25 protein-coding genes are annotated in these 25933 nt (G+C 67.8%); 17 read left to right on the top strand and 8 right to left on the bottom strand.

Annotation, left to right across the window (positions count from 1 at the left end; all coding sequences use genetic code 11):
• The first annotated feature begins 130 nt into the window (after positions 1-130).
• Positions 131-460 (top strand): hypothetical protein, encoded by a 330-nt coding sequence (locus tag AB0L29_RS15240; protein ID WP_365827167.1) that lies wholly within the window; start codon positions 131-133, stop codon positions 458-460.
• A gap of 176 nt (positions 461-636) precedes the next feature.
• On the opposite strand, the gene AB0L29_RS15235 is transcribed toward AB0L29_RS15240, so the two are convergent.
• Positions 637-1179, bottom strand: a complete 543-nt coding sequence (locus AB0L29_RS15235) for a hypothetical protein (RefSeq protein ID WP_365827165.1) — start codon at positions 1177-1179, stop codon at positions 637-639.
• Between the two features lie 897 nt (positions 1180-2076).
• On the opposite strand from AB0L29_RS15235, the gene AB0L29_RS15230 reads away from it, so the two are divergent.
• From AB0L29_RS15230 to AB0L29_RS15220, 3 genes are all read left to right on the top strand, one after another.
• Positions 2077-2454, top strand: a complete 378-nt coding sequence (locus AB0L29_RS15230; RefSeq protein ID WP_365827163.1) for a hypothetical protein — start codon at positions 2077-2079, stop codon at positions 2452-2454.
• 636 nt (positions 2455-3090) lie between these two features.
• A complete protein-coding gene (locus tag AB0L29_RS15225) occupies positions 3091-3504 on the top strand; it encodes a hypothetical protein (protein WP_365827161.1) in 414 nt (137 codons plus the stop codon).
• Between the two features lie 4 nt (positions 3505-3508).
• Positions 3509-5347, top strand: a complete 1839-nt coding sequence (locus tag AB0L29_RS15220; protein ID WP_365827160.1) for a PQQ-binding-like beta-propeller repeat protein — start codon at positions 3509-3511, stop codon at positions 5345-5347.
• A 258-nt stretch (positions 5348-5605) separates the two neighbouring features.
• On the opposite strand, the gene AB0L29_RS15215 is transcribed toward AB0L29_RS15220, so the two are convergent.
• Entirely contained in the window at positions 5606-7141 is a 1536-nt protein-coding gene (locus AB0L29_RS15215; RefSeq protein WP_365827158.1) for a LacI family DNA-binding transcriptional regulator, read from the bottom strand.
• Positions 7142-7191: 50 nt separating this feature from the next.
• A complete protein-coding gene (locus AB0L29_RS15210; RefSeq protein ID WP_365827156.1) occupies positions 7192-7572 on the bottom strand; it encodes a helix-turn-helix domain-containing protein in 381 nt (126 codons plus the stop codon).
• 809 nt (positions 7573-8381) lie between these two features.
• Between AB0L29_RS15210 and AB0L29_RS15205 the strand changes: the two genes are divergently transcribed.
• The 4 genes from AB0L29_RS15205 to AB0L29_RS15190 all read left to right on the top strand — a co-directional run bounded on the left by AB0L29_RS15205 (position 8382) and on the right by AB0L29_RS15190 (position 12899).
• Complete coding sequence (locus AB0L29_RS15205; RefSeq protein WP_365827154.1) at positions 8382-9311, top strand: hypothetical protein; 930 nt, start codon at positions 8382-8384, stop codon at positions 9309-9311.
• Positions 9308-10003, top strand: a complete 696-nt coding sequence (locus tag AB0L29_RS15200; RefSeq protein ID WP_365827377.1) for an ATP-binding protein — start codon at positions 9308-9310, stop codon at positions 10001-10003. Before AB0L29_RS15205 ends, AB0L29_RS15200 begins: the two co-directional genes overlap by 4 nt.
• A gap of 787 nt (positions 10004-10790) precedes the next feature.
• Positions 10791-11249, top strand: coding sequence for a plasmid mobilization relaxosome protein MobC (gene mobC, locus AB0L29_RS15195; protein WP_365827152.1), 459 nt, complete (start codon positions 10791-10793; stop codon positions 11247-11249).
• Complete coding sequence (locus AB0L29_RS15190; protein WP_365827150.1) at positions 11250-12899, top strand: relaxase/mobilization nuclease domain-containing protein; 1650 nt, start codon at positions 11250-11252, stop codon at positions 12897-12899. It begins immediately after the preceding gene.
• A gap of 49 nt (positions 12900-12948) precedes the next feature.
• Here the strand turns inward: AB0L29_RS15190 and AB0L29_RS15185 are convergent, their stop codons facing one another.
• Both AB0L29_RS15185 and AB0L29_RS15180 read right to left on the bottom strand, forming a co-directional pair.
• Positions 12949-13494 (bottom strand): flavoprotein, encoded by a 546-nt coding sequence (locus tag AB0L29_RS15185; RefSeq protein ID WP_365827148.1) that lies wholly within the window; start codon positions 13492-13494, stop codon positions 12949-12951.
• Positions 13491-14789: a helix-turn-helix transcriptional regulator gene (locus AB0L29_RS15180; protein WP_365827146.1), complete on the bottom strand. Its 1299-nt coding sequence runs from the start codon at positions 14787-14789 to the stop codon at positions 13491-13493. The genes AB0L29_RS15185 and AB0L29_RS15180 overlap by 4 nt, the downstream gene beginning before the upstream one ends.
• Positions 14790-14869: 80 nt before the next feature.
• Here AB0L29_RS15180 and AB0L29_RS15175 point away from each other — a divergent pair, with 80 nt between their 5' ends.
• The 9 genes from AB0L29_RS15175 (at position 14870) to AB0L29_RS15135 (ending at position 22762) form a co-directional block, all read left to right on the top strand.
• A complete protein-coding gene (locus tag AB0L29_RS15175) occupies positions 14870-15409 on the top strand; it encodes an ATP-binding protein (protein ID WP_365827144.1) in 540 nt (179 codons plus the stop codon).
• On the top strand, positions 15406-16728 hold the full coding sequence (locus AB0L29_RS15170) for a UDP-N-acetylglucosamine 1-carboxyvinyltransferase (protein WP_365827142.1): 1323 nt from the start codon (positions 15406-15408) through the stop codon (positions 16726-16728). Before AB0L29_RS15175 ends, AB0L29_RS15170 begins: the two co-directional genes overlap by 4 nt.
• Positions 16725-17939, top strand: a complete 1215-nt coding sequence (locus tag AB0L29_RS15165) for a metallophosphoesterase (RefSeq protein ID WP_365827140.1) — start codon at positions 16725-16727, stop codon at positions 17937-17939. The genes AB0L29_RS15170 and AB0L29_RS15165 overlap by 4 nt, the downstream gene beginning before the upstream one ends.
• Positions 17936-18475: a dCTP deaminase gene (dcd, locus tag AB0L29_RS15160; RefSeq protein ID WP_365827138.1), complete on the top strand. Its 540-nt coding sequence runs from the start codon at positions 17936-17938 to the stop codon at positions 18473-18475. The genes AB0L29_RS15165 and dcd overlap by 4 nt, the downstream gene beginning before the upstream one ends.
• The gene (locus tag AB0L29_RS15155) at positions 18472-19008 is read left to right on the top strand and encodes a deoxycytidine triphosphate deaminase (protein ID WP_365827136.1); all 537 of its coding nucleotides are present in this window, start codon (positions 18472-18474) and stop codon (positions 19006-19008) included. Before dcd ends, AB0L29_RS15155 begins: the two co-directional genes overlap by 4 nt.
• On the top strand, positions 19005-20108 hold the full coding sequence (locus tag AB0L29_RS15150; RefSeq protein WP_365827134.1) for a glycosyltransferase family 4 protein: 1104 nt from the start codon (positions 19005-19007) through the stop codon (positions 20106-20108). Before AB0L29_RS15155 ends, AB0L29_RS15150 begins: the two co-directional genes overlap by 4 nt.
• Positions 20109-20162: 54 nt before the next feature.
• Entirely contained in the window at positions 20163-21194 is a 1032-nt protein-coding gene (locus tag AB0L29_RS15145) for a serine hydrolase domain-containing protein (RefSeq protein WP_365827132.1), read from the top strand.
• A gap of 291 nt (positions 21195-21485) precedes the next feature.
• On the top strand, positions 21486-22223 hold the full coding sequence (locus tag AB0L29_RS15140; RefSeq protein ID WP_365827130.1) for a hypothetical protein: 738 nt from the start codon (positions 21486-21488) through the stop codon (positions 22221-22223).
• A 41-nt stretch (positions 22224-22264) separates the two neighbouring features.
• The gene (locus tag AB0L29_RS15135; protein WP_365827128.1) at positions 22265-22762 is read left to right on the top strand and encodes a hypothetical protein; all 498 of its coding nucleotides are present in this window, start codon (positions 22265-22267) and stop codon (positions 22760-22762) included.
• 169 nt (positions 22763-22931) lie between these two features.
• Here the strand turns inward: AB0L29_RS15135 and AB0L29_RS15130 are convergent, their stop codons facing one another.
• From AB0L29_RS15130 to AB0L29_RS15120, 3 genes are all read right to left on the bottom strand, one after another.
• Positions 22932-24098 (bottom strand): XRE family transcriptional regulator, encoded by a 1167-nt coding sequence (locus AB0L29_RS15130; protein WP_365827126.1) that lies wholly within the window; start codon positions 24096-24098, stop codon positions 22932-22934.
• Entirely contained in the window at positions 24088-24891 is an 804-nt protein-coding gene (locus tag AB0L29_RS15125; protein WP_365827124.1) for a hypothetical protein, read from the bottom strand. The genes AB0L29_RS15130 and AB0L29_RS15125 overlap by 11 nt, the downstream gene beginning before the upstream one ends.
• A gap of 546 nt (positions 24892-25437) precedes the next feature.
• Positions 25438-25872, bottom strand: a complete 435-nt coding sequence (locus AB0L29_RS15120; protein ID WP_365827122.1) for a helix-turn-helix domain-containing protein — start codon at positions 25870-25872, stop codon at positions 25438-25440.
• Positions 25873-25933: the final 61 nt, after the last annotated feature.

Raw genomic sequence — 25933 nt, 5'->3', positions numbered from 1 at the left:
TGACCCGCGCCCCAGCGAAAGCATTGGCCGTCACCGAGCACCGACACAGAAACAGAGTCGCATCCGCGGCCCTTGTTCAACATCGCAAACTGAACGCGAGAACACGCCGCTGCCCTGGAGGAAGAAGCTGATGCATCCGGCAGACCCTGTTCTACTCTTCGATGAGGACGGACGCATGTTCGTCCTCCATGAGCCAGCCCTCGCTAACGATCTGATCGATTCTAAGAACGAGTTCCACGAGGGCTACGACGGCCAGGGGCGTCCAGTTACAGCATGCGGAGAGCCCGGAGAGGTCTACCTGACCCTGGTCACCACAGAACCTCAGGAGGACGAACTTCGCGGGCTCGTGAACCGCTATTACGCCGTCTTCGCATCACGACATCCAACACGCATCCCACCCCAAGAAGACGACCTAGCAACCTTCATCCGAGCTGTATCGGAGGACTGGATCGAGGAGTAGGAGTACGGACTATGCGTGGACGGGAGACACGTTCTCGCCCTTAGTTAGCCCTCTGAACAGCAGAGAAGCCGATGCCGCAAGCGGCCTCCGGAGCCGGTGCAGTACAACTGTCTGACGATCAACACGGGCGCGGCCATTTGTCGCACCGTCCTGAGGGCTCTCGCGCGGCTGTGGGACTAACCGCACGAGTCACAAACGCCCGTCGAGGGCAGTTGGACAAAACAGCGCTTACAGACCTGTGGGGGCTTCTCGACGCGCTGGCGACGACGCTCGACGGTGGCTTGCAGCCTGGGGGCGAGTGCCGGCGCGCCGCCGCCGGGGGGCAGGCTGCGGCAGAAGCGACGGTAGCAAGCAAGGCGTGCCTCGGCAGCGTGGTGCTCGCGTTCCATTTCGCCCTCCACCGGTGGCTTCCCAGCAACCGTCAGAACTTCCTCGTAGCCCGTGCCGACTTTGCCGTCACCGGTGTGGACTACCAGCGCTGTCAGGGGCGGGTCTCCGCGACGGTATGCCTCACGGACTACCCGGCCCAAGACTGGAGTGATCCAGTTCTGCAGGAGAGCCTTGGTCCGGATGCCCGTCCTGCTCTGGATCTGCTCGCCCAACTCCTTGTAAGTGATCACCGCGTGGTACGTCTGCGCCACGCCTATCAGAATCGAGTACGCCTCCGCAGCCCAAGCTTCGCGCGCCTCCCGAGCGGTCGGCTTGGCGGCATCAGCCACACTCTCAGGCTCCCCCTGCGTCATCCCCCACCCCGCATGCTCTTCTTCATCGGTACTGTCACGCATCCTGCCCCATGGCCGGCGTGGGGCACCATGGCTCGGCTCGCGGTTACCGTCCTATGCCGACAGCAGCACACAACGGCGACGGGTCCGTGCACATGGCACAACTTCGAAAGCCGGGCCGTCTCACAGCCATGCCGCAGTGGATGGGCCGCCCGGCCCTCGAAGCCTTCGTCAGGGTTAGGACATCTGGCACGTCGTCCACAACCACCATGTCAAGGTCGAGCTCGACCAGTAGCGGGCAGTCGACGCATGATCGTCTCTGGGCCGTCCGAGGCCGCTCAAAGGCGACCGGTGACGACTATTAACGACAGTCGTAGAGAGCGGCAGCCGCAGGTCACTCATGTGGATCTGTGACACTGGTAGCACTATGCCCAGGCCTGGAGAACCCAACTCCTCATCTATGGGATCAGGCACCAGCATCACGCGCCGGCCATCGTGGCGTGCTCTGGTCGACGGACCCTGGCAGCGTGGGAAGGCCGGTGGGGGCGCAGCGAGGCATACGCGCGCCTGGTCGGTCGGCGCGCCCACCGTCGTGGCTGACTGTCCTCGGCTGAGGTTCGTGCCACAACCGTGCCAGATGCAGGGGTCAGCCACGGTCAACACCGGTGCTCTATGGCCGAGTACCCACCCACTTCCTCGTCTGGTGAAGCCGCAGCTCAGGCGCGAGACGCCCCAGCCTCTCTCCTAAAGCGGTGCTTCTGCACCTCCTTCATGGCGGGCGGAAGTTGGCGGACTGGTCCCTTGTCCACGCGGCGGCAGAACGAGGTGTACAAGTAGGGCAGAGGGACGGTATGAAGTGCTTCTTGATCCACATGTCCTAGAGGGGGGACGCGCATGCTCGGCAGCGGAAGGACCCTGAGCAGCTTCAAGGTCGGAGACAAGGTCACGGTCAAAGCGCCAAGCGACAGGCCCCTGTACCACCATGGGTCACACGGAACCGTCGTCACCATCGGCACCAAACGGGTCCATGTGAGGATGGACAAGGCCGCCTTTGAGAGCCACGACGGAGAGGTCGCGAACTTCCTCCCCGGTGACTTGGAACCTGGGCACGTTGGAACACCCAGAAACTCCGACCGCATGAACGATGCCTTCACCGCCCTCAAGCTCGCGGCAGGCACCGATCTCGTGGCCGTGGCGATGGAAGCTGGCATCATCACTGCCCAGCAGGGCGAGCAGATCAAGGCTGCATGGGCCAGCCACTTGCAGAGCTAACAAGTGCAGCAATGCCGCAGCCCAAGTCGCCAGGGTGAGTGTCTAACTGCGTGACAACGCCGACGAACAGCGGCGGACGAACGCGGACGTCTGCAGATCGCCAGAGCAGGTCAGGGGCATGACCGCCCAAGGTAGAAGCCCCGCCCAAGTTGCTTCGGGACGAAGAGGTCGTGGGTTCAAATCCCGCCACCCCGACGCCGTAGTACCAGGTCAGGGGCCTGATCCGCTTAGCGGGTCGGGCCCCTGAGTGGTTCCTGGGCCAATCTTGGGAGCTGTTTGGGAGCCGAGTACGCGAGACGACTCCCAGGAAGCACAGCGAGTCGGGCGGTCGGCATAGCAACCAGATCCCCTTGCAAGGCTGCCGCCCACAACAGAACCCGCGTGATCAAGCGGCCAGTCCTTGTCCAGAGATGATCTTCTACTTCGGGTTGAGGTGTCTGAAGGCGCATGCCCCCAGACCACTCCAAACGGTGGACCGTCAAGCGCCGGGTGCGCGGGCCCAGGGCCGCACGCCAGCCGACCTCCATATGCCTATCAGGCAAAGGTTCTCGCCCTGGTTCCCAACATTCGACTCAGCCCAACCAGCTCCCTCCGTAAAATGTCGTGGGTACAGAGCACGAGCTGCGGGGTGGGACTATGCACAAGACCGTACGGCTGGACCTTCTAGGGCTTGGCGACACAGACGGTGACGAGCTGCTGCGTCTCGGAGGCCAGTTGCGCCGCGCTTTCGAGGAGCTGGACGTGGTGGACGTACGGTCGGGGCGCTCCACAGGCGATATCACGAAGGGGGCCAAGAGCGGCGAGCTGATCGCCGCCGGGTCGGTTGTTATCACGGCCGCGACTTTCGTCCTGCGTCAAGCTCTTCTGCTCGCCGATACCTGGCTGAAGAACCGGCCTCTGCGTGGGATCAAGGTGGAACTGGAAGGCCGTGTGATCGAGTTGGGTGATGCCTCGGCTGCTGAGCGGGCGCGTTTGATCGACGAGTTCCTCGCTCACGGCGAGCCTTCAGCCGAGAGCCAGTCCAGAGAGTGCTCCGCCGAGCAGCCCTGACAACATGACCGCCCAGCCGCTCAGCAAGGGAAACCGTGGTGCCCTGCTCATCGGGACAGGTACATACGACCATCCGGGATTGTCTTCGCTCCGTTCACCCGAGGTGGACTGCACTCGCCTGGATGCTCTCCTACGTGACCCTGAGATCGGCGCCTTCGAGGTGCAGACCCTCATCGACTCCGACCGCTCAACACTGGAGCGGGCGATTGGCGAGTTCTTCCTCACCGCTTGGGGCGACGACGTGCGTCTCCTGTACCTCTCCTGTCACGGGATCGTGAGCCGTAGCGACAAGCTTCACTTCGCCATCCGTCAGACGGATCCTGAGCGGCCCGCCTACACGGCAATCTCTGCGGCATTCATCCACGACGTCATGGATGAATGCCGTGCTCGGAGCATCGTCGTGATTCTCGACTGTTGCTACAGCGGGCTCTTCCTCTCCGGAGCAAAGAGCGACGAATCGGCGAGATTCGAGGAGGCGCTGGCTGGCCACGGCCGCGTCGTAATCACCGCTGGCACTAGGTCACAGAGAGCCTGGGAAGGCCATCACCTCGACGCTGAGACCCCCGCGCCATCCCTCTTCACCGGAATGCTCATCGAAGGCATGTCCAGCGGTGCCGCCGATCTCAATGGCGATGGTGTCGTCACCCTCCAAGAGCTCTACCGTTATGCCTGCGAACGTCTCCACGAGGAGGGGGCCACGCAGACCCCTCGTATGGGTGGCGAAATGCAGTATGACATCGCGCTGGTCAAGGTGAGGAAGAAGCGAAGGCAGCGGTCCTCGCGAACAAACGGCACGGGCGGCCCGAGTCGTAGGACCACGGGGATCCGAGCACAGCGCAAGCCCGAGCCCTGGCAGACCCATGCAGCCTTCGGTCCTGCTCGGCAGCCCCTCCTGTCCGACGGCGTGCTGGTAGTGCATGAGGCATACAGGCTGCATGTGATCGACCCCGAGTCTCGGCGGCGGCTGCCTATGATCAAGATGTGGTATCCCGGCAGCCCCGCCCTTTATGGGGACACTGCCTACTTCCCCGGCAAGGGCGGTCATCTGCAGGCGGTCGACCTGCGGACGGGGAAGCGCCGTGCGTCACATCCGGTACCCGTCCGTGACGGATTGTTGGGCGCTTCGAAGGATGTATTGTACGCACCCACTCAAGACGGTCGCCTGCACGCCTTCGACCGGTCAACACTCAGGCTCCTCTGGTCGCTTCCCCCGAACGGACTCACAGTCGCCTCCGCACCGCGGACGGCCGCCGGATACGTGTTGTTCATGGCCAGTGAATCCAGGAACCCAGGCGGCACAGGCTGCGACGCAGATCGCATAGTGGCCGTCTCCGGAGGGCGTGAGGTTTGGTCTTACAAGGCCGAGGCGCCTCTTTCCGCGGACTGGGCGGTAACGAACCAGGGAATATACGTGGTCCTGCAGTCGAAGGAGTCTTCCAATTATCAGCAAATTGTGGCGTTGAACCCCGAGAACGGGCAACAAATTTGGTCTTTCAATACAAAATCCCGCCTCACCTCAGCTCCGGTCGTGGCGGACGGGCTACTGCTCTTTGGTGACACGGACAACCGGCTCGTGGCCCTCGATACAAAGACAGGGGCCCACCGATGGGATAAGGAGAAGAAGACCGACGGCCGTCTTCTCATCAGGCCATTCGTTGCGGGCGACACTCTCTTTACGGCCGACCGTGCCGCGAAGGTGACCAGATGGAAGCTCCCGGCAGGCCGAAGGATCCGATCGCATGACCTCCTTGTGAGTCCGGACCGCAAAGGCTCGCCAGCGCTCGGCGATGGCGTCGTGTACGTCACAGACTCCCGAGGTGACGTACACGCGCTGCCCATTTGAGTTCGCCAAACCGCTTCCACACAGGTGCGATGCGGGGTCACGGTCTCTCCCAGCCACGCCCCACACCAAGCGTTGCAAAGAAATCTCCTCGGCCTACCGCACTCCCAGTTCTTCGGCCTCGCGCGGTGCACCCAGCGCTCAGCAATCTCCATGTGCCTATTGAGCCAGGTCTGCCGACGCCCTCCCTGGCATTTGGCAGAACCACCAAGAGAGCGCCCAAGGCTCGTCACCGTGTCCCTTCGTTCGGTGCCAGCATCATCACGCGCCCGTCTGTCCCAGCCGGGCCGTTTCCCTACGGACGCGCAGAATGCCGTCGAGCACGCGAACCGGCGAGGTGGGAGACATGGCCAAACGGGCGTCGAGCGCGGCCTCCCAGCGATCTGTCAGACCAGCCATAAGGCGCTGGCGCATACCCGGTGTGACGTGGGCGTACCGCGCCGAGACCGAGCCGTCGATGTGCCCCATCCGTTCGTCCATGAGCACCTTCTCGGTGCCGAGGTCCTCCATAATCGTCCGGTGGGTGTGGCGAAGGCCGTGGGGCGTGAGTCCCTTGGCTATCGGGAGCCAGCAGGCGTCGGCCCGGTCGCTGGCACCCCGGCCCCGTGCCGGGACACCGGGCCACGGCTCGCCGAGTAGGGGCACCGGCCGTGGCTCCTGTGGTGCCTTCTTCGGGTACCAGCCGGAGACCGCAGGCGTGAACAACCAGGTCGCGAAACCGTTCCTGCGCCAGTGGGCGGCATGCTCCGGCACAACACCGCCTCGCACGAACCCGAGGTCCGCGATGGCCTGCTCGACCTTCGCGCGCGTGGCTTCGGCGACGCGTTCGGGGTGGTTGAGGACGTTGGACACCGTGCCCGTCGAGACGCCGGCACGACGGGCGACGTCGACGAGCTTCGCGCCCTGGTGGCCCCCAGTACGGGCTGCACCCTGCTCTCGGAAGACATAGGTCTTGCCGTGGCAGGGGCACGGCTTGGGCTTCGTGCGGGCGACGTGGTTGGCGACCAACGCGGACAGCCAGTCCATCGAGTCGATGGTGCGGTAGCTGTCGTCCTTCGGCGGGCAGCGCACCAGCTCCCCCGTGTCGAGCTCGTACAGCTGCCACTCGACCCGGACGGCTCCAGGGCGGACGAACGCGGTCTCCAGGCCGACGATCTCGCCCCAGCGCATCCCGGTGTACGCCTTGAGGACCACCGCGACGAACTCGTCGTCGCGGCCGGAGAGCAGGGCGGCGCGCTCGGCGGTCAGCAGGATGCCGAGCGCGTCGGTGACCACCTTCTCCGGACCACGGTCTCGGGAGCGACCGGCGCGCTTACCCCGTCCGCGCCTGCGAGCGGCCGGGTTGGACGTGATGAGGCCCTCGTCGATCGCGTCCTCGAAGATCAGGTGGAGCGTTGAGCGCCAGGTCTTGACGCTAGAGGCGGCGTAGAGGGCCTTCTCCTTCTTCTCCCACAGGTCGACGTCCGTGCGCAGGATGCCGGCGAGCGCCTTGTCCTCGAAGTCGGGGAGCAGGTGCTCCTCAATGTGGCGCTTGTAGTTCTGCATGGTCGAAGCCGCCAGGTCTTGGGCCTCGTACCAGCGGTTCGCGTACTCCCCGAAGGTCTCCTGGCCGAGTGCCGGGTCGCGCCAGTCGCCGCGGCGGTACCTGTTCTCGGCCTCGGCCGCTGCCCGTTGGGCCTCGCCCTTGGTGGCGAACCTGATCGCCTTGCCGTTCTCGTCGACGACCGTGTTGTGCTTGCCGGGCGCGACCTTGTACCGGCCGCGCCAGTAGCTTCCGCGCTTCTCCGCGAAACCCAAGTCCTGCTGTCCCCTGTTCCTCGTCCTCGGCTACGGCAGATGCGATCGAGTCAAGCAACAGCGCTGTACTGCTGCTGTCGACGCGGCGGGCGGGCCCGCAGGCGAGTCGCCGGTGCCACGGCAGGGCGGCGACGTCGCGGGGAGCCGGTCTGCGTACCGGGCTCGGAGAGCGGATCGGTCGCCCGCAAGGCTGTCTGCGCAGGCTGTGCCGGCCGCTCCTCGTGGAGGCGGATCATCTCGGCAAGGTGCTCGGCGGTGAAGCGGTAGGCGCGGCCGACCCGGGTGTGCGGGATCAAACGCCGTCGCGCTCGGTCCTTGACCCACCAGGCCGAGCAGCCGAGGGTGTCGGCGATCTCCTCGGGGCGGTAGAGGCGGGGTGCGGGGGTGTCGGACGGCCTGTGGGGGGCGGACGCGGGCGTGGGTCGGTGCAAGGGGCAACTCCTGGTCGCGAGGGCGGGAGGGATGCGTGGGCGGCTCAGGTGGCGCGCGGGCCCTGAAGGAGGGCAAGGGGTGATACCTGCAGGGCTTCGGCGAGGGCGACGCGGCCGTCGACATTCATCGCCGCTTGGCGGATTCGATGCGGGACAGCATCGTGCTGGACAGAGGCCGGCTCAAAGCGGTACATCACGCGGCGAGTGGGCATGGCTCAAGGCCGCGCTCCGTGCGAATGATTTCGGTGGTGTGAGCCGTCAGCATTCCTGCGGGCCTCACTTCCAGAGATCGTGTTGTCATGGCTCCACTTGTAGCGCGCATTCGCCGGTTTGGTTAACCGGCGATCGTCGGCTATGTTGCCCCGCGCTCAATCGGTGAGCGAGGCGGTCGGGGTGCTACGTAAGGCAGGATCCCCGAATGAGCCCCCACAGTAGAGACCCTCCCTGACGTGGGGTGTTGTGTTGTAGCTTCGCCGCTCGCAAGACGTCAACGGCTTGCCGATGTGATGCTTCTGGCTCGGGATGCAGGGCAACTATTTGGTCGACCGGCGATCGTGCCCTACCGTTTTCGCACCGCCCTCTCCGTCTCGATTTCCGGCGGAGTTTCTGCCGTGAGAGATTGCGCCGGTAAGGGCTGGACTTGCGCGCCGCGGGTGTGGCTATGTTGACGACGCCCGGAAAGCGCAAGCGGCCATCAACGCCCCGCGCCAACGGCCGGACATCCCCACCCTTCACACCCGTCCCCGCCCCCGACCGACGGTGAACCGTGGGCATCCAGCCCACCGGCCACCGAGTGAGGACCGCCCCTCTTGGCACGAATCCGCACCATCAAGCCGGAAGCCTTCGTCTCCGAGTCCCTGGCCTCTGTCTCCCTGACGGCCGAGCGGACCTTCTTCGGACTGCTCACCCAGGCCGATGACCAAGGGCGCCACCGCGACCACGCCGCGATCATCGCCGGGCAACTGTGGGTCCTGCGCCCGGAACACACGCCCGCCGCTGTCGAGAAGGACCTCGCCCAGCTCGCCGACGCCGGGCTGATATGCCGCTACAAGGGTCCGGACGACAAGCGCTACCTGCACATCGTCACCTGGCGACAGCATCAGAAGATCAACCGCCCCAGCGCGAGCCGTCTTCCTGATTGTCCGCATCACGACACGCAGGCTCGCACCGTGCCCCGCGTCGAGCCGCCTGTTGGAGTGGGCGTCACGGAGCCCGCACCAGGGCGTCACGGAGCCCTCCGTGACACCCCCAGGCGAAAACGCGAGACTGCGATGAACTCGGTCGCCGATGACGAAATAGCAGGTCAGAGCCATTTCAGTGAGCCCTCCGTGAGGCAGCGGGGAGGGTTCGGCGAGGGAGCGGTGACACCTCACGTTCCGGATCTAGGACCTAGGATCATGGATCTAGGAGATACCCCTTCGGGGGGCGCAAGCGCCCGCACCCCCCGCCCTGTCTCAGCCAACGAGCTCATCGCCGAGTACGCCGCCGCTTGCACACACCGTCCACCCAAGGATGTCCTGGGCCATCTCGGACGGGAGGCACGCAAGTTGCTCGAGGAAGGCATCGCGCCTGGTCACGTCCGGGCCGGACTCCACCTGCACCGCGCCAAGGGCCTACACCCCAGCACTCTGCCGAGCCTCGTGCACGAAGCCATGAACGGCTCCCCCACGGCACCGGTTGCCCACAGGGCGTGGACGAATCCTGCCGATGCCGAAGCCGCCTATGGAGGTGACCTCTGACCGCCACTCTCAACCGCGAGCCCCGCTGCGTCGGCCCGCTCGCCGACCGGCTCAACGGCATCCTTGCCGGCCGCGGCATCGACCCCACCACCGCAACCGCGGATGAACCGCCGGCCGAGCGGGTCACCGCCCTGGAACTGGCCGACGCTCGCATCCCCGCCCGCTACCGCCGTGCCCTGGCCGACCGCCCCGAGACGACCGCTTGGGCCGAGCAGATCGCCCGCTCCGGACGCCCTGGCCCCGGCGGGCCGGGCATCGCCGAAGGCCCGTCGCTGCTGATCGCCGGCCCCACGGGCACCGGCAAGACCCACCTTGCGTACGGCGCCATCCGCACCCTCCTCGCCCGTGGCGTCCGCCTGCGCTGGGAAGCCACCACCACCGCCGACCTCTACGCCCGCCTGCGCCCCCGGGCCGGCCACGACACCGAACGCGACCTGCGGACCCTGGCCCGGAGCCCGCTCCTGTTCCTGGACGACCTCGGCGCGGCCAAGACCAGCGAATGGACCGAGGAGCTGACCTACCGGCTCATCAACCACCGGTACGAGCACATGCTCCCCACCCTCATCACCACCAACCTTCCCACCGCCGAACTCCGCACCACCCTTGGTGACCGCGTCGCCTCTCGCCTCGCCGAAATGACCGACCGCGTCATCCTCACCGGCCCTGATCGACGCCGCCACCACCCCGCCTGACCTACATGAGGTCAGTCCTCGCACTCCCAAATCCGGAGGGCGCAGCCTTCCGGAAATGGGGACCGGCCTCGTCACCATCGGGGACCGAACCAGGGGACCGGGGCCCGGGGACCGGGGGGACCGAGGCCGGGGGACCGGGGGGACCGAGGCCGGGGGACCGGGGGGACCGAGGCCGGGGGACCGGGGGGACCGAGGCCGGGGGACCGGGGACCGGTCCCCAACGGCATGGGGACTAACCGGGACCGACGCAGCAACGCCGCGGGGACCGGGCGCCCAGTCTGGGGACCGATGCCACCGGAAACCGGGGACCAGTCCCCATCCCGAGAGTGACCAGTCCCGTTCGATTCCGGGACCGGTCCCCAACGGACTTATCGGATACGGGGACCGGGACCAGGTGTCCCCTCGATTTTCCGGTCGAGCGAACCGCGATCGACAGCACGCGGTCCCCGAACATGATGAGCCACGGGAGCCGGGGACCGGTCCTCGCCCTGGGACCGGCCCGAGGCACAGGACTACCCCGACCGTCCCGCACCCAGCCCTTCCATCCGTGTCAGCCCCGTCAACCGCAGCGCGAGGCACGGACCAAACCACCCGACCAGAGAGAATCCATGGACCAGGCACAGCACGAAACCGCCGACGACACCTGCTCGAAGACCACCTCCCTGGGGCCCCCGGCGGAGCAAGGTATGGCGTTGGACCGTCCAAAGGCCGGTCCAACGCGGAAGCCTCCGCCACCCCCGGGGCGGAGGCAGGGCCCCGGCGCGAGGGCGCACCGGGGACAGGGGTCGTGCGTGCCGCTGACGAGGCCGCGCTGCACCGTGTCGCCCGCCGCCGCGCTCACCAGGACGTGCAGCGCAAGGAGCGTGTCGACGTCCGCTACAGCCTCGACGAAAAAGCCGGGATCCTCGCCGAGGCCCGACGGCTCGGCCTGGCCGGTGCACACCTCGTCGGCGCCGTCGTCATGGCCCACCTCAGTGGCGACCTCATCTTGCCCGACCGACGCACAGCGACCGACGACCTGATCGACGAACTGGCCGCCCTCCGCACGCAGGTCTCCAAGATCGGCACGAACGTGAACCAGATCGCCCACCGCCTCAACTCCGGTGGCGATCCCCACTCCATGGACGCCGCCGTGCTCGCCGAGGCCGGACGCGTCTTGGCCACGGTCAGGCAGGCGGCCAACGCGATCGACGCCGCCGCCGACGCCACCGCCGATGTGGCCGCCACACAGCGCCGGGCGGTCTGATTGATCGCGAACATCGTCAAGCCCGGCCACAAAACCAGGGGCGTCCTCAACTACCTGTACGGGCCCGGCCGCGCCAACGAGCACACCGACCCCCACCTCGTCGCCTCATGGGACGGCTTCGCGCCCGACCCCGGCCGCGACCCCGAGGCCACCCTCGCCCAGCTCGCAACCGTCCTCGACCTACGCGTCAAGCAGGCCGGCCACAAGGCGCCGAGAAACCACGTCTGGCACTGCTCGATCCGCGCTGCCCCCGAAGACCCGATCCTGTCGGATGATCAGTGGGCCACCATCGCCCGGCGCGTCCTCAACGCCACCGGCATCGCCCCCGCCGGCGACCCCGACGCCTGCCGCTGGGTCGCCGTCCGCCACGCCGACGATCACGTCCACATCGTCGCCACCAAGGTCCGGGGTGACCTCCGCCCACCCCGGAACTGGAACGACTTCCTGCATGCGGACAAGGAACTCGTCGCCGTCGAGAAGGAGTACGGACTGCGCCAGATCCCGCGCGGTGATCGGACCGCCGCCAAGCGGCCCACCCGCGCCGAGCAGGAGAAGGCCCGCCGCACCGGACGTTCCATCACGGCTCGCGAGCGCCTGCGGACCTCCGTCCGCACCGCCCTGACCGCAGCCACCGGCATGGACCAGTTCTTCGAAATCCTCACCGGCACCGGTGTGCTGGTGGACATCCAGCACTTCCCCGCCGGTGACATCCGCGGGTACAAAGTCGCTCTCGAAGGCGACACCAACAAGGACGGCGAGCCCGTCTGGTTCTCCGGTTCCACCCTCGCCCCCGACCTCTCCTACCCCAAGATCGCTGACCGCCTCACCGCCAGCGACCCCGGCCCGGCGGCCCCGACCGAGTTCGACGCCTGGCGACGACTCACCCAGGCTGTCGACCGGATGCCCGACCACCTCGCCGACAGCAACGACGGGGCCGGACAGGCGCACATCGCCGTCCTCGTCGAAACCCTCGACGCCCTGCCCCTGATCGCGCCGACCGGCCTACGGCCTGAGCTCCTGCGGGCGGCTGCCGCCTTCGAACGGACCAGCCGTTCCCGCGTCCGGGCCCGCCACCAGCAGGCCCAGGCCACCCGGCGGGCAGTGAAGGCGGTCCTGCGAGTCCCCCCGCCCAAGGACGGAGCCCTCCTCGCGATCCTTCTTGACGCCGTGCTCTTGGCGATCGTCGCCACCCAGCACTGGCACCGCACCCGCGCTCACCACCAGCAGGCCGAAGCAGCCCGCCAGGCGGCCGAGCACCTGCGCCGCGCCTACCAGGCCGCAGCTGCGGAGCCACTGGCCGTGCTCCAGCAGCGTGGAACCCGGCTGGCCAAGTCGCTTCGCCGCCGCCAGGCAACCATCCTCCGCCAAGCGCTCCCGGAACTGGCGGACGAAATCCTCGCGGAGCCCGGGTGGCCCGCCCTGGCAGCCACCATCGCCAAGGCCCGGTCAGCGGGATACGACCCCGGCACCCTCCTCGCCGAAGCCACCGCCCAGCGAGAACTCGACACCGCCACCAGCCTCAGCCAAACCCTCGCCTGGCGCCTCCACCGCCTTGCCGACCTGTCCCAGCACACCACGAACGCCCCGGGGCCCTTGCAGGCCGCAACCCGGATCGCCCATCCGACCACGCAGCAGCGCCGCGGACGTTGAACCTGACGACATGCTCCCGAGGTCAGGCGGTCGGCACGGCCACCAGTCCTCAGCCGACCGTTCTTCCCACCAGCGCGGGAGCCAGCAGCTCCAGCGCCTCCTCCCACTGGAAGCGTTCCGCTCCCCCGCCTGCCTTCGGACGGTGCGGCTCGTACGTCCCGACCAGCACCCCCATCTCCCGTAGCTGCACCAGGCTCCGGCCGTACGCCGGGTGTGCGGCCATGGCAGCGTTCACGTACGGCAGGACAGCGGTCGGTATACCCAGCCCGTACGCCTCGCACAGGATGCCCAGGGCGAGGGTGTCGGCGATGCCGGCCGCCCACTTGTTAACCGTGTTGAACGTGGCCGGCGCGACGGCGATCGCGTCGGCGGGCGGGAGGGGGCGCGGGTCACCGGGGCTGCGCCAGGCGGAGCGGATCGGGTAGCCGGTCTGGGCCTCGATCGCCTCGGCGTCGAGGAAGCCGAGCCCTTGGGGCGTGGCTATGACGCCGACGCCCCACCCTCGCTTTTGCGCGGCGCTGATCAGCTTGTGGGCGTCGCCCGCGATGCCAGCGGCGCAGACGACGACGTACAGGAACGGCTGCTCTGCGCTCACGCGGGGACTCCCAGTCGGCGGCTGAGGCGGTGGAGTTCGGGCAGGGTACGGCGCCGATCGCGGGCGGCCATGTCGGCGACCAGGTCTCGTACGGCGGGCCGGCGTACATCCTGGGCGGCGCAGGTCTCGGCGATCCGCAGTGCCTGGCAGCCCTCGGCCAGACGGCCCTGCTGGTTGTAGGCGCGGGCGGCCTCGATCCACAGGGCCGCTCGGCGTTCGGGGACAGGAATGTGGCGGCGCATGAGGGGGGCGGCGGTGTTCAGGGCGATACCGGCGTCGCCGAACGCAACCGCCGCGCTCACCGCGTGGAGGGCGACGTTGGTGGGGCTGAAGTTCGCCCAGGCGTCGGGCCGGTCGAGTACGACGTAGCGGGCGACGTCTTGGGCCTCGTCGAGGAATTCGCGGGTGGCGGCACGGTCTCCGGCGGTGCTGGCGGCCGTGACGCCCCGCAGGAGAAGCAGGCCCACGGCGGCGAGGTAGCGAGGGGAGCGTCGGTCGTAGGAACCGGCGAGTTGTCCCGCCGTGTGGCGGACGAGGGTGACGGCCTGGGTGGTGTGCTTCTCGCGGGCCAGGACGTGGGCATGCACGCGGACGCTGGAGGCGAGGACGACGGGGTCGCCGGAGCGCTCGGCCTCGGCCAGGGCGCGGCCCACCGCGAGCCAGGCGTTGCCGTGGTCCCCCTGTTTGAGCAGCAGGCTGGTCGAGGTCTGGTACGCGGTGGCCAGGAGTCCGGCCATCTCGGCCTCGTTGCGGTGGTCGCCCGCGGCTTCCCGCAAGTCGGCGAGAAGGCCGGGCAGGATGGCCTCCAGCTCCGCGTAGTCGCAGGTGCAGAACAGGCGCCGGGCGGCAGCAAGGCGGGTTTCCAGGGAGCCGGTGTCTGCGGAACCAGTGTCTGAGGCGCCTGTCTGACCGGAGACTGTCCGCGGACTGGGGAGGAGGGCGCGGACAAGGTTGTCGTGAGCTGCCGTGGCAGGGGTGGTGGGGGCCGTGAGGGAGGCAATGCTCGCGGCGAGGAAGGTGCGGCGGCGCATGTCTTCCGTCTCATGATCGTCGGTCGGTGCTGCTGACGGGCCCGGGTCTCTCAGGCCGAGGATGTGGAGAGGAATGCCGAGTTCAGCGGCGACGGCACGTAAGACCCGGGTGTCTTCCGTGCCTCGTCCGCTCTCCAGGCGGCTGAGCTTCGACTGGTGGTAGCCCAGCGCGGCGGCGACGTCCGCCTGCGAGCGCCCGGTGCTCCGGCGGGCGTGCTTGATCACCTCGCCGATCCTCCCGGCTTCGGTCTTCACGTCTGTCATCCATGCCTTTCCGTCCACGTCGAGCATGCCCCTGCGGTCGAGCGTAGGCGAGCAGTACGGGAGCGTCATGCAGCTTCTGCATGGACGATGCGGTGCGGGCACAGGGTGTCGCGACCGGGGCGTCCGGGGCGGTTCCTTGGAGTGGTCTATCCGACTTCTGGAGGCCGCTCGTGGAAGCGCACCAGCTCACCTTCACTCTCCCGCCGACGCCGGTCGCCGTTCCCACGGCACGACGCCAGGCGCGGGAAGCCATAGCCGCCTGGCCGGCGGTGACAGCAGCGCCGGAAGCCGTCCAGACGGCTGAGCTGGTCGTCAGCGAGCTCGTCACGAACGCGGTCCGATACGCCGATCACCGGCCGATCAGCGTCGTCATCCAGTTCTGCGCAGCGGTCCTGAGGGTGGAGGTCAGCGACGCGAGTCCCACTCTGCCGAAACCGGCGCTGCCAGGCGAGGACAGCGAGGGCGGACGCGGTCTCTTCATCGTCGGCGTCCTCGCAGACCGCTTCGGGGCGGCGGCGACGGCCTCCGGCAAGTGCTGCTGGGCCGAGATCGACACGGCTGCCCCACCCCCGGCCGGTGCTGCCGCCTTGTCCCTTCCTACGCAGAGGAGTTGTACGTGAGTACCCGCGTCCCCGCAGTCACGTCCCAGGTCATCGCTATCCGGCCCGGTCGGCCCCTCTCCGGCACCGTGACGGTTGACGGTTCGAAGAACGCCGCGCTCCCGCTTGTAGCCGCTGCGGCAGCCCTCCTTCGCCCGGTCCGTCTGGACAACGTCCCCGCCAGCTCCGACGTCCAGACCCTGCTGAACCTGCTGCGCCAGGCCGGCTGGAACACCGCCCACCCGGTCGGCGACGACCAGACCGTCCTCGTCCTTCCCCGCGAGGCGGCCCCGACGCCCGACGGCCTGGGCGAGGCCGCGTCCGGCATCCGCGCCTCGTACTACCTCGTCCCCGCTCTGATCGCCCTGTACGGCCGGGCCCGGCTTCCCTGGCCGGGCGGATGCCGAATCGGGGACCGCGGCATGGAGCAGCACTTCAAGGTGTACGAAGCCTTCGGCGACCGCGTCCGCGTGGACGACCACGGGTACGTCGTCGAAGCCGACAAGGCGATCCGTGACACGGTGTCGCTGGTCCTGCCCTTCCGCTCGCGCGGAGCGACGATCGTCGCGGTCCTGCGCGCCATGGTCGCGGGTACTCCGCTTCGGCTCGGACAGCCGAACCTCTCCCCTGAGGTTCTCGGCGTCCTGAACGCCCTTAAGGCAGTGGGGTACGAGTGCCGTGCCGGCGAGCGCGTCCTCACTCTCGCGCCGCCGTCTTCCGTCTCGGAAGAGGACGTACCCGTCTGGAAGGTGCCGGGAGACAAGATCGAGGCAGGGACTCTGGCCTGCGCCGTGGCCGCAACCGGCGGCAACGCGCGGATCGAGGGTGTTCACGGCCCTGATGTCGCGCCGCTCGTCGCAGCCCTTCACAGGATGGGCATTCCCACGGCCGGCGAATCGAAGACCCTGGTCGTCCACGGACGGGAGACCCAGCCGACCGGCCGCCCGCTGCGGGCCATGGCCACGCTGGCGCCAGGCGGCCTCGACGCCGACTTCGAGCCGCCGCTCCTCGGCCTGGCCCTGGGCTTCCCCGGCACGCATCTGTTCTCGGACCCGATCAACCCCGGCCGCCACAGCAACCTCATCCCGCAGCTCGTCCGCATGGGCGGCGACATCACCGAACTGTCCACCACCGAGTGCCGGTTCACCGGCCCGCAGCGGCTGATCGGTGCCGGAGTGGAGGCGACAGACATCCGCACGGGTTCGGCGCTGCTGGTCGCCGGACTCACCGCCCGCGGCGTCACGACCCTCGGCGGAGTCGACCAGATCCGCCGCGGCCACGCCGATCTGCCCGGAAAGCTCCTCGCCCTCGGAGCCGACATCTGCGAGGTCACCCCATGACCGCCGTCAGACACTTCCAACGAATCATCGCCACCACCGACGTCCACTCGTCCTTCGACGACGCCGTGCCGATGCTCGCGCACCTGCACATGATGAGGCGCGACAGCTTCGTCGTCGACTGCGGGGACTTCTTCGAGGGCACAGGCTACTACCGGCTCGGTCAGGGCCGGATCGAGCAGGACGTCCTCACCCGTCTCTACGACGCCGTCGTCCCCGGCAACCACGGCTGGGGCCACTACTTCGGACCCGGCCTGTACGACATCACAGTGTGCGCGAACGCGGTCGACGACGAGACCGACGAGCTGCTCTTCCGCCCGGTCCGTCTGGTGCGCGTCGGCACCCGCTGTGTCGCCGTCACGGGCGTCATCGGCCCGCAGGCGTTCCACGCCATCCCGGCGGACCAGCGTGCCGGCCACCGTGTCATAGAACCGGTCCGGGCCTTGCGCGAGCTGATGCTGGCCCATCACCACCAGGCCGACTCCTGGGTGGTGCTGAGCCACTCCGGGTTCGACGAGGACCTCGAGGTGGCCATAGCCTGCCCGTTCCTGGACATCGTCTTCGCCGGGCACTGCCACAGTGAACGCCCGGACCCGGTGCCGGTCGGGGACACGCTCGTCCTGAAGGGGCGTGAACTGGCGGCCGGGTACGCGCTGGCCGAGCCCGTGGGCGCCGGCTGGGCCACCCAGGTGAGCTCCTTCCCGCCTGGGGTCGTCCTCCCCCGTGAACTCGCCCTCGTGGGGAAGGCCATCGACGCCATTCACGAGGAGCTACGCACGCCGCTCGGCCCGCTCCGGGGTCCATACGGGAACGGTCCTCTCAACCGTCGCGCCCTGCTCTCCGACGTCGCCGACCGCCTCCATAACGGTCTGGGGGCCGAAGCCGTGCTGCTGAACGAGACCGCTCTTCGGTCTCCCCGCTTGGGGACCGAACTCACGCGGGGCGATCTCCTCGCCATCGAGCCCTTCGATAACCAGCTCGTGCACGCCCACGTACCCGAGCGTTTCTCCGCAGACCCGATGGCCCTCCTCACTCACCTCGTCGAGCAAGCCGGTCCGATCGTGTCGGCTCCCGAGCCCTTGCCCGATCATCTGCCGACCGTGCTGACCACCGGCTATCTCGCCGACACCTACCTCGGCTGCCGTACCCGGCAAGCCGGGGTCCGTCTCAGTCAGGCCGTGCAGCACACGCTCATCGATGGAGACTCCCGATGATCCTCACCGGTCCCGAGATCACCCAGGCCGCGGCCGACGGCCGCATCCGTATCTCCCCGTTCGAGCCGACGCAGGTCAACCCGAACAGCTACAACGTCCGGCTCGGCGGCACCCTGCTCACGTACGTCGCCGACACGCTGGACGCCCACTTCCCGAACGCCACCGTGCCGATCGAGATTGGACCGGACGGTTTCGAACTCCAGCCGGGCCAGCTCTACCTCGGCCACACCATCGAGGAGGTCGGCTCCGACACGTTCGTGCCGCTGCTCTTCGGACGCTCCTCGGTCGGCCGCCTCGGCCTGTTCGTCGAGATCACCGCGCCCATCGGCGACATCGGCTTCCACGGCCAGTGGACGCTCATGCTCTCCCCGATCCGGCCACTGCGCGTCTACCCGGGCATGCGGATCGGGCAGATCATGTTCTTCGTGTCCGTCGGCCCTGTGGCGCTCTACACGGGCAAGTACCAGTCCTCCACCGGCCCCCAGCCCTCCGCGTACTGGCGCGACCTCGCCGCCCTCGGGGCGGTGGCCTCGTGATCCTCACCGGCCCCGCCATCGCCGCCGCCAAGGCCGCCGGCGAGATCACCATCGAGCCGTACGAGCCGAAGCGGATCTCCCCCAACGCCTACGACTGGCGTCTGGGCGACACGCTGCGCTTCCACGACGGCTCCCTCGACGCGGCAAAGCCGACCGAGTTCCAGGAGGCGCCGATCCCCGACGCGGGCTACGTACTGCGGCCGGAGGTCCTCTACCTGGGGACCACCTACGAGCGGACCGGCTCGGAGACGTACGCGCAGTTCCTCAACGGCGACCGGACCATCGGCGCGCTCGGCGTCTGGGTCCACGTGTCCGCTCCCCTCGGTCACCAAGGCCACGCCATCCGCTGGACGCTGGAGATCCGCGTCAGCCGACCGGTCCGGGTCTACCCGCGCATGACGTTCGGCAAGCTGGTCTTCCTCCAGACCCTCGGTGCCATAGCCAGCTACCAACACCACGGCCTGAAATACCGGTCCAGCCAGGGCATCGAGACCTCCCGCCTCTACGAGGAGAATCCGGGAGGCCCTGCATGAACCCCAGCATCGTCACAGCCCTCGACCTGCCGTTCCCGAGCCCCGGCGGAAGCGTCGAGCTCTTCCTCGACCTGTACACCGGCCGCAGTCCCCTCCTTCCCGCACGGGCCTTCATGCTCGCCCCGGAGCACAGGGGCCTGCGGCCGGCCGCGCCAGCGGGTCTGGACTTGGTGCAGGCACCGGGGAAGTGCCTGACCGGATACGCGTTCCGCCGTTACGTCACCACACTGCAGCGGGCCCTCGTGGACGCGGTCGACCCAGGCGAGGTCGGGGTTCTCCATCTGCAGCACCTCGCCTTCGGCGCCACACCGGCCCTGCTCCGCGCCTTCCCGGAATGCCCTCGGATCGCCCTCGTCCACGGCACCGACCTGCTGTTCGCGGAAACGCACCCGGAACAGCTCGCCACCTTGCGCGAGGCGGCCTGGGCGGCAGACGTGATCGTGGTGCCGACCGGCGCGATGGCCGACCGCCTGCTCCTACTCGCCCCCGACACCCGCCGTCGCAAGGTGGAGAAGATCCCCTGGGGCATCCCGGACCGCCTCATCGCCAGCCCTCCCCCACGACGCCGGCACCAGTCCTCCAGCCACCTGCGGATCCTGTACGCCGGCCGCCTCACCCCCGAGAAGGGCTTCGACACCCTTCTCTCAGCCCTCCCCCTCACCCAGTCGGCCGAGCTGTCCGTCGCCGCCCCCAGAGCCGAGTTCCACGCCCTTCGTCCCCGTCTCCACCGGCACGGAGTACACGTTCACTACCTTGGCTGGCTCCGCCGGCCACAACTCTGGAGGACCTTCGCCGACCACGACGTCCTGGTGATGCCCTCCACGACGCTCGAGGCCATGGGCCTCGTCGCGCTGGAAGCCCAGGCATGCGGCCTTCCCGTCCTCTACCAGCCGGTTCCCGGCCTCACCGAGGCGCTGGGCACCACCGGCCTCGCCACCGAATTCGCCGACCCGCACGCCGTCGCGCGCGCAATCGACCGCCTCCGCGCCAGCCCCGGCCTCCTGTCGGCGCTCCGCGCGGCCGGCGTCACCAACGCGGCCCGCTTCCCCTTGGGTGCCACCGCCGCAGCCCTCGCCGAGCTCGGCAGGCGCCTCGCCTGACCACCCGTGGCGCACCCCAACCAGGGCCAGCAGTCTCACTACGATCGGAACACCATGACGCTCGACATTCCGCGCATTGAGCAGCTCCTCCAGGACGGCGTCCGCGACCGGGTCTATCCGGGAGCCGTCTGGGCCGTCGGCGACGCCTCCGGTACGACGGCGAGCGGGGCGGTTGGTCTCCTCGACCCGACCGCCCCCGACGAGCCGATGCGGCTCGACACCGTTTTCGACATCGCCAGCCTCACCAAGATCGTCGCCGTATGGGCCGTCATCGGCACCTTCGTCGAAGAGGGCAAGCTCCAACTCCACACCCCGCTCGGCGCTTTCTGGCCCGAGGTCACCGGCCACCCGCTCGCCCAGGTGACCACCCACGAGCTCCTGACCCACACGGCCGGTCTGCCTCTCCGCGCCAGCCTCAAGAACCTCTACGGCACCGACCCACAGGACATCCGCGACGGCGTCCTCCACGAAGCCCTCCACCGCGCACCCAGCGAAGCCGTCGAGTACACGGACCGGGCTGCCCTGATCCTCGGCTACCTGGCCGAGTACCTCGCTGGGAAGCCCCTCGACGACCTGGCCGCAAGCCGCATCTGGGAACCCCTCGGCATGACCGAGACCGGCTTCGGCCCCCTCCCTGCAGACACGATCGTCCGCTGCGCCCCCACCGAACTCGACGAGGAAACCGGCACCCACCTCAAGGGAACCGCCCACGATTTCTCCGCCCGCCTCCTCGGCGGCACCTGCGGCATCGCCGGCGCGTTCTCCACCCTCACCGACCTTGGCCGCTTCCTCCGCCACATGCTCGCCCCGGCACAGACCGCCTTCGGCCCGTCGTGGATCGCCGACTCCCTCCGTGTCCGCACCGGGGAACTCACCCCCGCCCGCGGCCTCTTCTGGCACCCGGCACCCGGCACCGAACTGCACGAGGACGTCTGGGTCCACTACGGCTTCACCGGCACGGGCATGTGGATCAGCCCCACGCAACGGCGCTGGGCGATCCTCCTGACCAACAAGCTCTACTTCACCCGCGACCGGGAGCCCTTGACCCGCGTCCGGAACACCTTTCGAGCCGCGGCCTTTGCCTAACCTGCACACAACCACGCCGACATCCGCTTACGGCCAAACAGACACCGAGTCCGTATCCCATCCGGCGGGCCCGATCACCTTCACCAAGATCCGTCAGAGACCGCGCGGCGCACCACCTCGCTCGGCCCTCAGGGCGATGGCGGGACGTATGGACTGATCCAGAACACTCGCTCACTTCCCGAGGTGCTCCTTACCGCAGGAAGGGACAACGCTCCTGCCATTGCGCAAAGGAGCGCCCGGTATCAGGAAACGCCCCGTAGGAAGCGGGACCAGTGGCTAGCGTTTGACCTTATGACTGCTGCCGCACCCGCGCGGGTGGAGCTTCTGACGTCTCTGAACCGTCTGGAGTTACGTTTCGACTCCGCCGCGTCTCTTGTCGCATCGGACGCCCACGACGATCCAGCGACACTGGAGTGGGGCTGCCGTGCTGTCCTGCCCCTGTGGGAGCCGGACGACGAGGAGGCCGTGGCCGACAACGCCCGCCTCCTCGGTCCGGACATCTCGCTGGCCCAGACGTCCCAGGGCCAGCGCCAAGAGTTGACGATCCTCTCCATGTCCGGCCTCACGCTGGACCTGTGGCGCATCGGCCACATCTACGCGTCCCTGGACTCACGCAGCAGCGACTACGAGCACTTCGCCCCGCTCTTCGACGAGTCCGGCGATCTCGGCCTCCACAGCGACCTGGAGGAGGGCCTGGTGAGCGGCACGCACGTCGTCATCAACCGAGTACTGATCGCGCCAGCCTGGCGTGGCCTGGGCGGCGTCGGCCGGCTATTGATAGGCCGCATGCTCCGGTGGGTGGCCAGCCAGGCGGCGCTCGTGGCGACGCATCCCTACCCAATCGACATCCCTGTCACCGAACGGGACGACAGGGCGACGATGACTCGGGAGAAGGCAGTCGTCCAACGCACCTGGCAGTCCTTGGGGTTCGAACCCTTCCGCGAGGACCTGTGGGTGATGCAGCCCCATATGAGTGCTCACGACGATGCCGTCAAGCGCCTGGAGACGGCCTTCGGCCGTTACCTCTGAGCCCACCCGATCAACAAGCGAGAGGACGCACCGGTACCGCGATGCGCGAGTTCACCAACTACAAGGCGCAGCAGAGGCTCGGCGTTCTGCACGCCATCTACCTGGAGACCTTGAACTTCTCCAGAACACATCCTGGGGCGACACTGGCTGACTTCGAGCGCTACTTGCGTCAGCGAGTGGACGCCATGGAAGCGGAACTGGAGGCAGGCGAGGAAGCAGCCGAGGCGGCCGTCGTCACCAAGCCCCTGTCCGGCCCACTCGCCGATCCCGAGCGCCAGCGAGCCTTCCGTCAGCTACAAGAGTCGGGGGCACCGACGTCAGGGCCCGAGAGGGAAACCTGGTGGAACCAGCGCAGGGCGGTACTCGACGAGATCAAGGCAAGAGGGGTGGCGGAGGCCCTCGACTGGGAGTGCCGCGACTGCGGCGCCCCGGTTGGGGCCGCGTGCCGCACGAGGGGCGGAAGGCTCCGGAAGGAGCCTCACTTCCTCCGGGCCACCGACGCAGAAGCCCCTTACAACCGCGCGTATGGGCTGCGCTGAAGGCCGGGACGATGCACGGCGTCCCGGCCTTCGACTCCCCAGGTCGTATGAGCGCAAGTCCTGCAACAGGATGCCAGCCCACAGACCTGGCCCTCGCCCGGCAACGTTGGAACTGGCAGACCAGCCGGAAGCCGCTGGGGGAGACGCAGGTCCATTCGCCAGCGACGCGTCAGACAAGTCTCAGCACAGGACGGCTGTCCGGCATTCCCAGCAGCTCACGCACCCTCGCCGGCTTCCAAGCAAGCTCTGCGGCAAGCGCGGGGATCGTTAGTCCAGTGTCCTGTTCCGCCAGCTCGAACGCCTTGCGAAGCATCACCGGCTGTTCCCCGGGGTATCCACGAACCGATTCCGGGGCAAAGCCCGGCTGGCCGTTGAGGCCCCGAAGTCGCTGGTAGGCGCGGCTGATCGTCGCGTCCGAGACAAGTCCGAGTTCCCTGTACCGGTAGATGAGCGAACTTACCGACACGCCCCAGGTCTGGGACAGGCCAGCCAACTGTGCCAGGTCGACCCGGCGCGGCAGCAGAGGAAGGATCGACTTCTGGGGAGTGAGGAACTCGGCGGCGAAAGCATCCGCCTCTCGCTCCAAACGACTGTCGCCGGTGGCGCCTGCGTGGAGGACCAGGTGCCCAAGCTCGTGGGCCGCGCTGAAGCGATATCGGTAGACATCATCAGCGCGATTAGGTGTGAGTACGACGACAGGACGCAGCAGTCCTGAGCTGGAGAAAGCGTCAACCTTGGCTGCTGCCTCGTCGGCCTCCGTAGGCGCCACCACGATAAGACCGTGTGACTCCATTCGGCGTGCTAGGTGGCGAACCGGCCCGTCGCCCAGTCCCCAGTGACGCCGGAGCGCTCGCGCAGCGCCCACGGGATCGCCAGGTAGGTCCGTCCCGGGATACACCTCACCACCCGTGAAGCCCGGAAGGTCCACGGGTGGCAGCTGTACCCGCTTCTCGAGGGCATGAGTCAGTTCCCATACCTGTTCGATGAAGCCGAGGGCCCGCTCGCGCTGGGCCCCAGAGGTGGAACGCAAGGCCCGGAAGTGCGCCATTGAGGTATCGACCTTGCCCATCGGCCGGCCTGCGACGAAGAACTGAATCGGCACATCCAACACTTCAGCGAGGCGAGGGATCAGTTCGGGACGAGGGCGGCTGGTGCCCGCCTCGTACTGACCTACAGCTGCTGCCGACACACCAATGCCGTCCGCGACCTCACGCTTCGTGAGCCCGGCGAGACGTCGCGCCTGTGTCAGCCGGGGCGCGTGGAAGCCGTCCCAGACCGCTCTCGGCGACGTACCGCCCAGGCTCGTTCCCGGGAGTAGTGGTTGCTCAATCTTCATTGCCCTCAGCAGCGTTTACGAACGCCTCGTACTCGTTCTCACTCTGCGGCGGAGTCCCCGTGGCACGGGCCGCCTCACTGCGCGTGGAAAGCGGCACCTCGGGAAGATCACCAGAAGCGAAGTTATCCCCTGCACGCTGATCCGGCACGGCGTAGAGGCGGCTCTCGGCTCCGGTCGTGAGGAGAGACTTCTCGGTCACCCACTGAAGGTTTCCGGCCTCGTCCAGGAGGTTAGCCTGTCCCCACCAGGCTCGTTGCAGGCCACTCATGTTCATCTCGTACGGGATGAGCACCAGACCGGGGCGCGGGTCCCGCTCAGCCAGATCAGCAAGGGATCGTCGTAGAACCAGCTCCTCGCCTTCCACCTGCAGCAACGGATCGGCGACCCAGCGTGGCGTCGGCGCGTCAGTGACTGCGAACAGCTCCCGCATCACCCGCGACAGCTTCTTCGGCCACTTGTCACCCGGCTCGAAGCCGTCGACCGACTCCACGCGGTAGGGACAGAGGAGGGTGTTGTGCACCAGCACGAGTTCGTAGAAGGTGCCCGGCTTGATCAGCTCAGTGCCCGGGATGCCGAGGTCAAGCACATGCTCGGCGATCCGGTCGTACTGATTGGTCATGCGAGCCGCTCCCGCGGCGAACTTGTGCTTGGACCGACCGGCCACGTGTGACTCGAGCATCGCCGACTCAGTGTCGAGAAGCCCCATCTGGATCGCCAGGCGAAGTCCGGCGACATCCTCCCCAAAGCGAGCACTGGCCCAGGCCGGCATCGGCCCGTCGACGTTCGCGTCCACGCATCACTCCGATTCACGACAGCTTGCGTTCCTCCGAGGATGCTACCGCATGAGCTTTAGTTGATCTACATGTCTTTGCACTTCTGCTACTTCCCCTCGCCCTCACGGCGGCAAGTTGCCACTCCAGCCTCTGCGACCGCGCAAGTCGTGCGTCCTCGCCGTACAGCGCGGAAGTGAGCTGGCGCGCACCAATCGCGCCGAACTCATAGCGCAGGGGCCCGCAGTAGCAGACCCGCCGCCCGGCCTCAAGTCGTGCGGGCACAACTCCGCGTGGAGCACCTAGGGAAGGTTGCTGCCGCGATGTCGCCCTGGAGATGGGGCCCACGACGACGCCAACAGTCCCGAAGCGTTCGACACCCTGACCGCCGACTGCATCCCATCCAGGTCCTACTTGGACTTTCGTCTTGCTCTCAACTAGGAGACATCTCGTCATGGGGCGGTTGTGCACCGAAGGACCCAAGTCCGGCAGGCCATGCGCCGAGGAACAGACAAGCTCCTGGACGTCGGACGTAGCGAACCCAGGGCACCTCGGTTGCGAGCTTGGCGTCAGCGCACTGAACGGAGGTAACGCTGCACGGTTCGCCTGGAGCAGCCAAGCACGTGCGCGATGTCGTTGACTCGCCATCCGTCTCGGCCCAGACGAATCGCTGTGAGAGCCCGGTCCGGCAAGGGTGTGGTCTCAACAGAAAGCCGAAGCATAGCCGCGATGCGGTCGCGGTCTGCCGGGCCGACCCCGCCGTACCACCCATGACGGGTTTCCGCGTCCTCTGCGCGCAACGCGAGGGCAAGGCATTGCAAGCGGTCCGCACAGGCGACGCATGCGGCCAAGAGGTCCTCAGCGGGCCGCTCCCCGTCCTCCGGATGGTAGAGATTCACGTCCACGTCCCTGCATGCCACAGGGACTGGGTCCCAGTGCTGAGGTGATCGGATCAGATCGTCAAGCTCCTGTTCGCGGCCGACGAGAAAATGCAGGCTGTCCATCGAGGGCTCCCAGCCCGTGGCCATGTCCGGTCCACAGTGAATAGCCAGGGTGAGCTGGGAA

The sequence above is a fragment of the Streptomyces sp. NPDC052701 genome, from assembly GCF_040678355.1.
In the GTDB taxonomy this organism is placed as follows: Bacteria; Actinomycetota; Actinomycetes; order Streptomycetales; family Streptomycetaceae; genus Streptomyces.
The sequence above is the reverse complement of the archived record's forward strand: the minus strand, read 5'-3'. Positions and strand labels throughout refer to the sequence as shown.

Excerpts from the sequence above, each read along its gene's own strand:
- AB0L29_RS15230 (WP_365827163.1), top strand. The coding sequence starts at position 2,077 with ATGCTCGGCAGCGGAAGGACCCTGAGCAGCTTCAAGGTCGGAGACAAG.
- AB0L29_RS15165 (WP_365827140.1), top strand. The coding sequence starts at position 16,725 with ATGACCGCCGTCAGACACTTCCAACGAATCATCGCCACCACCGACGTC.
- AB0L29_RS15120 (WP_365827122.1), bottom strand. The coding sequence starts at position 25,872 with ATGGACAGCCTGCATTTTCTCGTCGGCCGCGAACAGGAGCTTGACGAT.
- dcd (WP_365827138.1), top strand. The coding sequence starts at position 17,936 with ATGATCCTCACCGGTCCCGAGATCACCCAGGCCGCGGCCGACGGCCGC.
- AB0L29_RS15135 (WP_365827128.1), top strand. The coding sequence starts at position 22,265 with ATGCGCGAGTTCACCAACTACAAGGCGCAGCAGAGGCTCGGCGTTCTG.
- AB0L29_RS15225 (WP_365827161.1), top strand. The coding sequence starts at position 3,091 with ATGCACAAGACCGTACGGCTGGACCTTCTAGGGCTTGGCGACACAGAC.
- AB0L29_RS15175 (WP_365827144.1), top strand. The coding sequence starts at position 14,870 with ATGGACGATGCGGTGCGGGCACAGGGTGTCGCGACCGGGGCGTCCGGG.
- AB0L29_RS15180 (WP_365827146.1), bottom strand. The coding sequence starts at position 14,789 with ATGACAGACGTGAAGACCGAAGCCGGGAGGATCGGCGAGGTGATCAAG.
- AB0L29_RS15140 (WP_365827130.1), top strand. The coding sequence starts at position 21,486 with ATGACTGCTGCCGCACCCGCGCGGGTGGAGCTTCTGACGTCTCTGAAC.
- AB0L29_RS15220 (WP_365827160.1), top strand. The coding sequence starts at position 3,509 with ATGACCGCCCAGCCGCTCAGCAAGGGAAACCGTGGTGCCCTGCTCATC.
- AB0L29_RS15145 (WP_365827132.1), top strand. The coding sequence starts at position 20,163 with ATGACGCTCGACATTCCGCGCATTGAGCAGCTCCTCCAGGACGGCGTC.
- AB0L29_RS15240 (WP_365827167.1), top strand. The coding sequence starts at position 131 with ATGCATCCGGCAGACCCTGTTCTACTCTTCGATGAGGACGGACGCATG.
- AB0L29_RS15150 (WP_365827134.1), top strand. The coding sequence starts at position 19,005 with ATGAACCCCAGCATCGTCACAGCCCTCGACCTGCCGTTCCCGAGCCCC.
- AB0L29_RS15130 (WP_365827126.1), bottom strand. The coding sequence starts at position 24,098 with ATGAAGATTGAGCAACCACTACTCCCGGGAACGAGCCTGGGCGGTACG.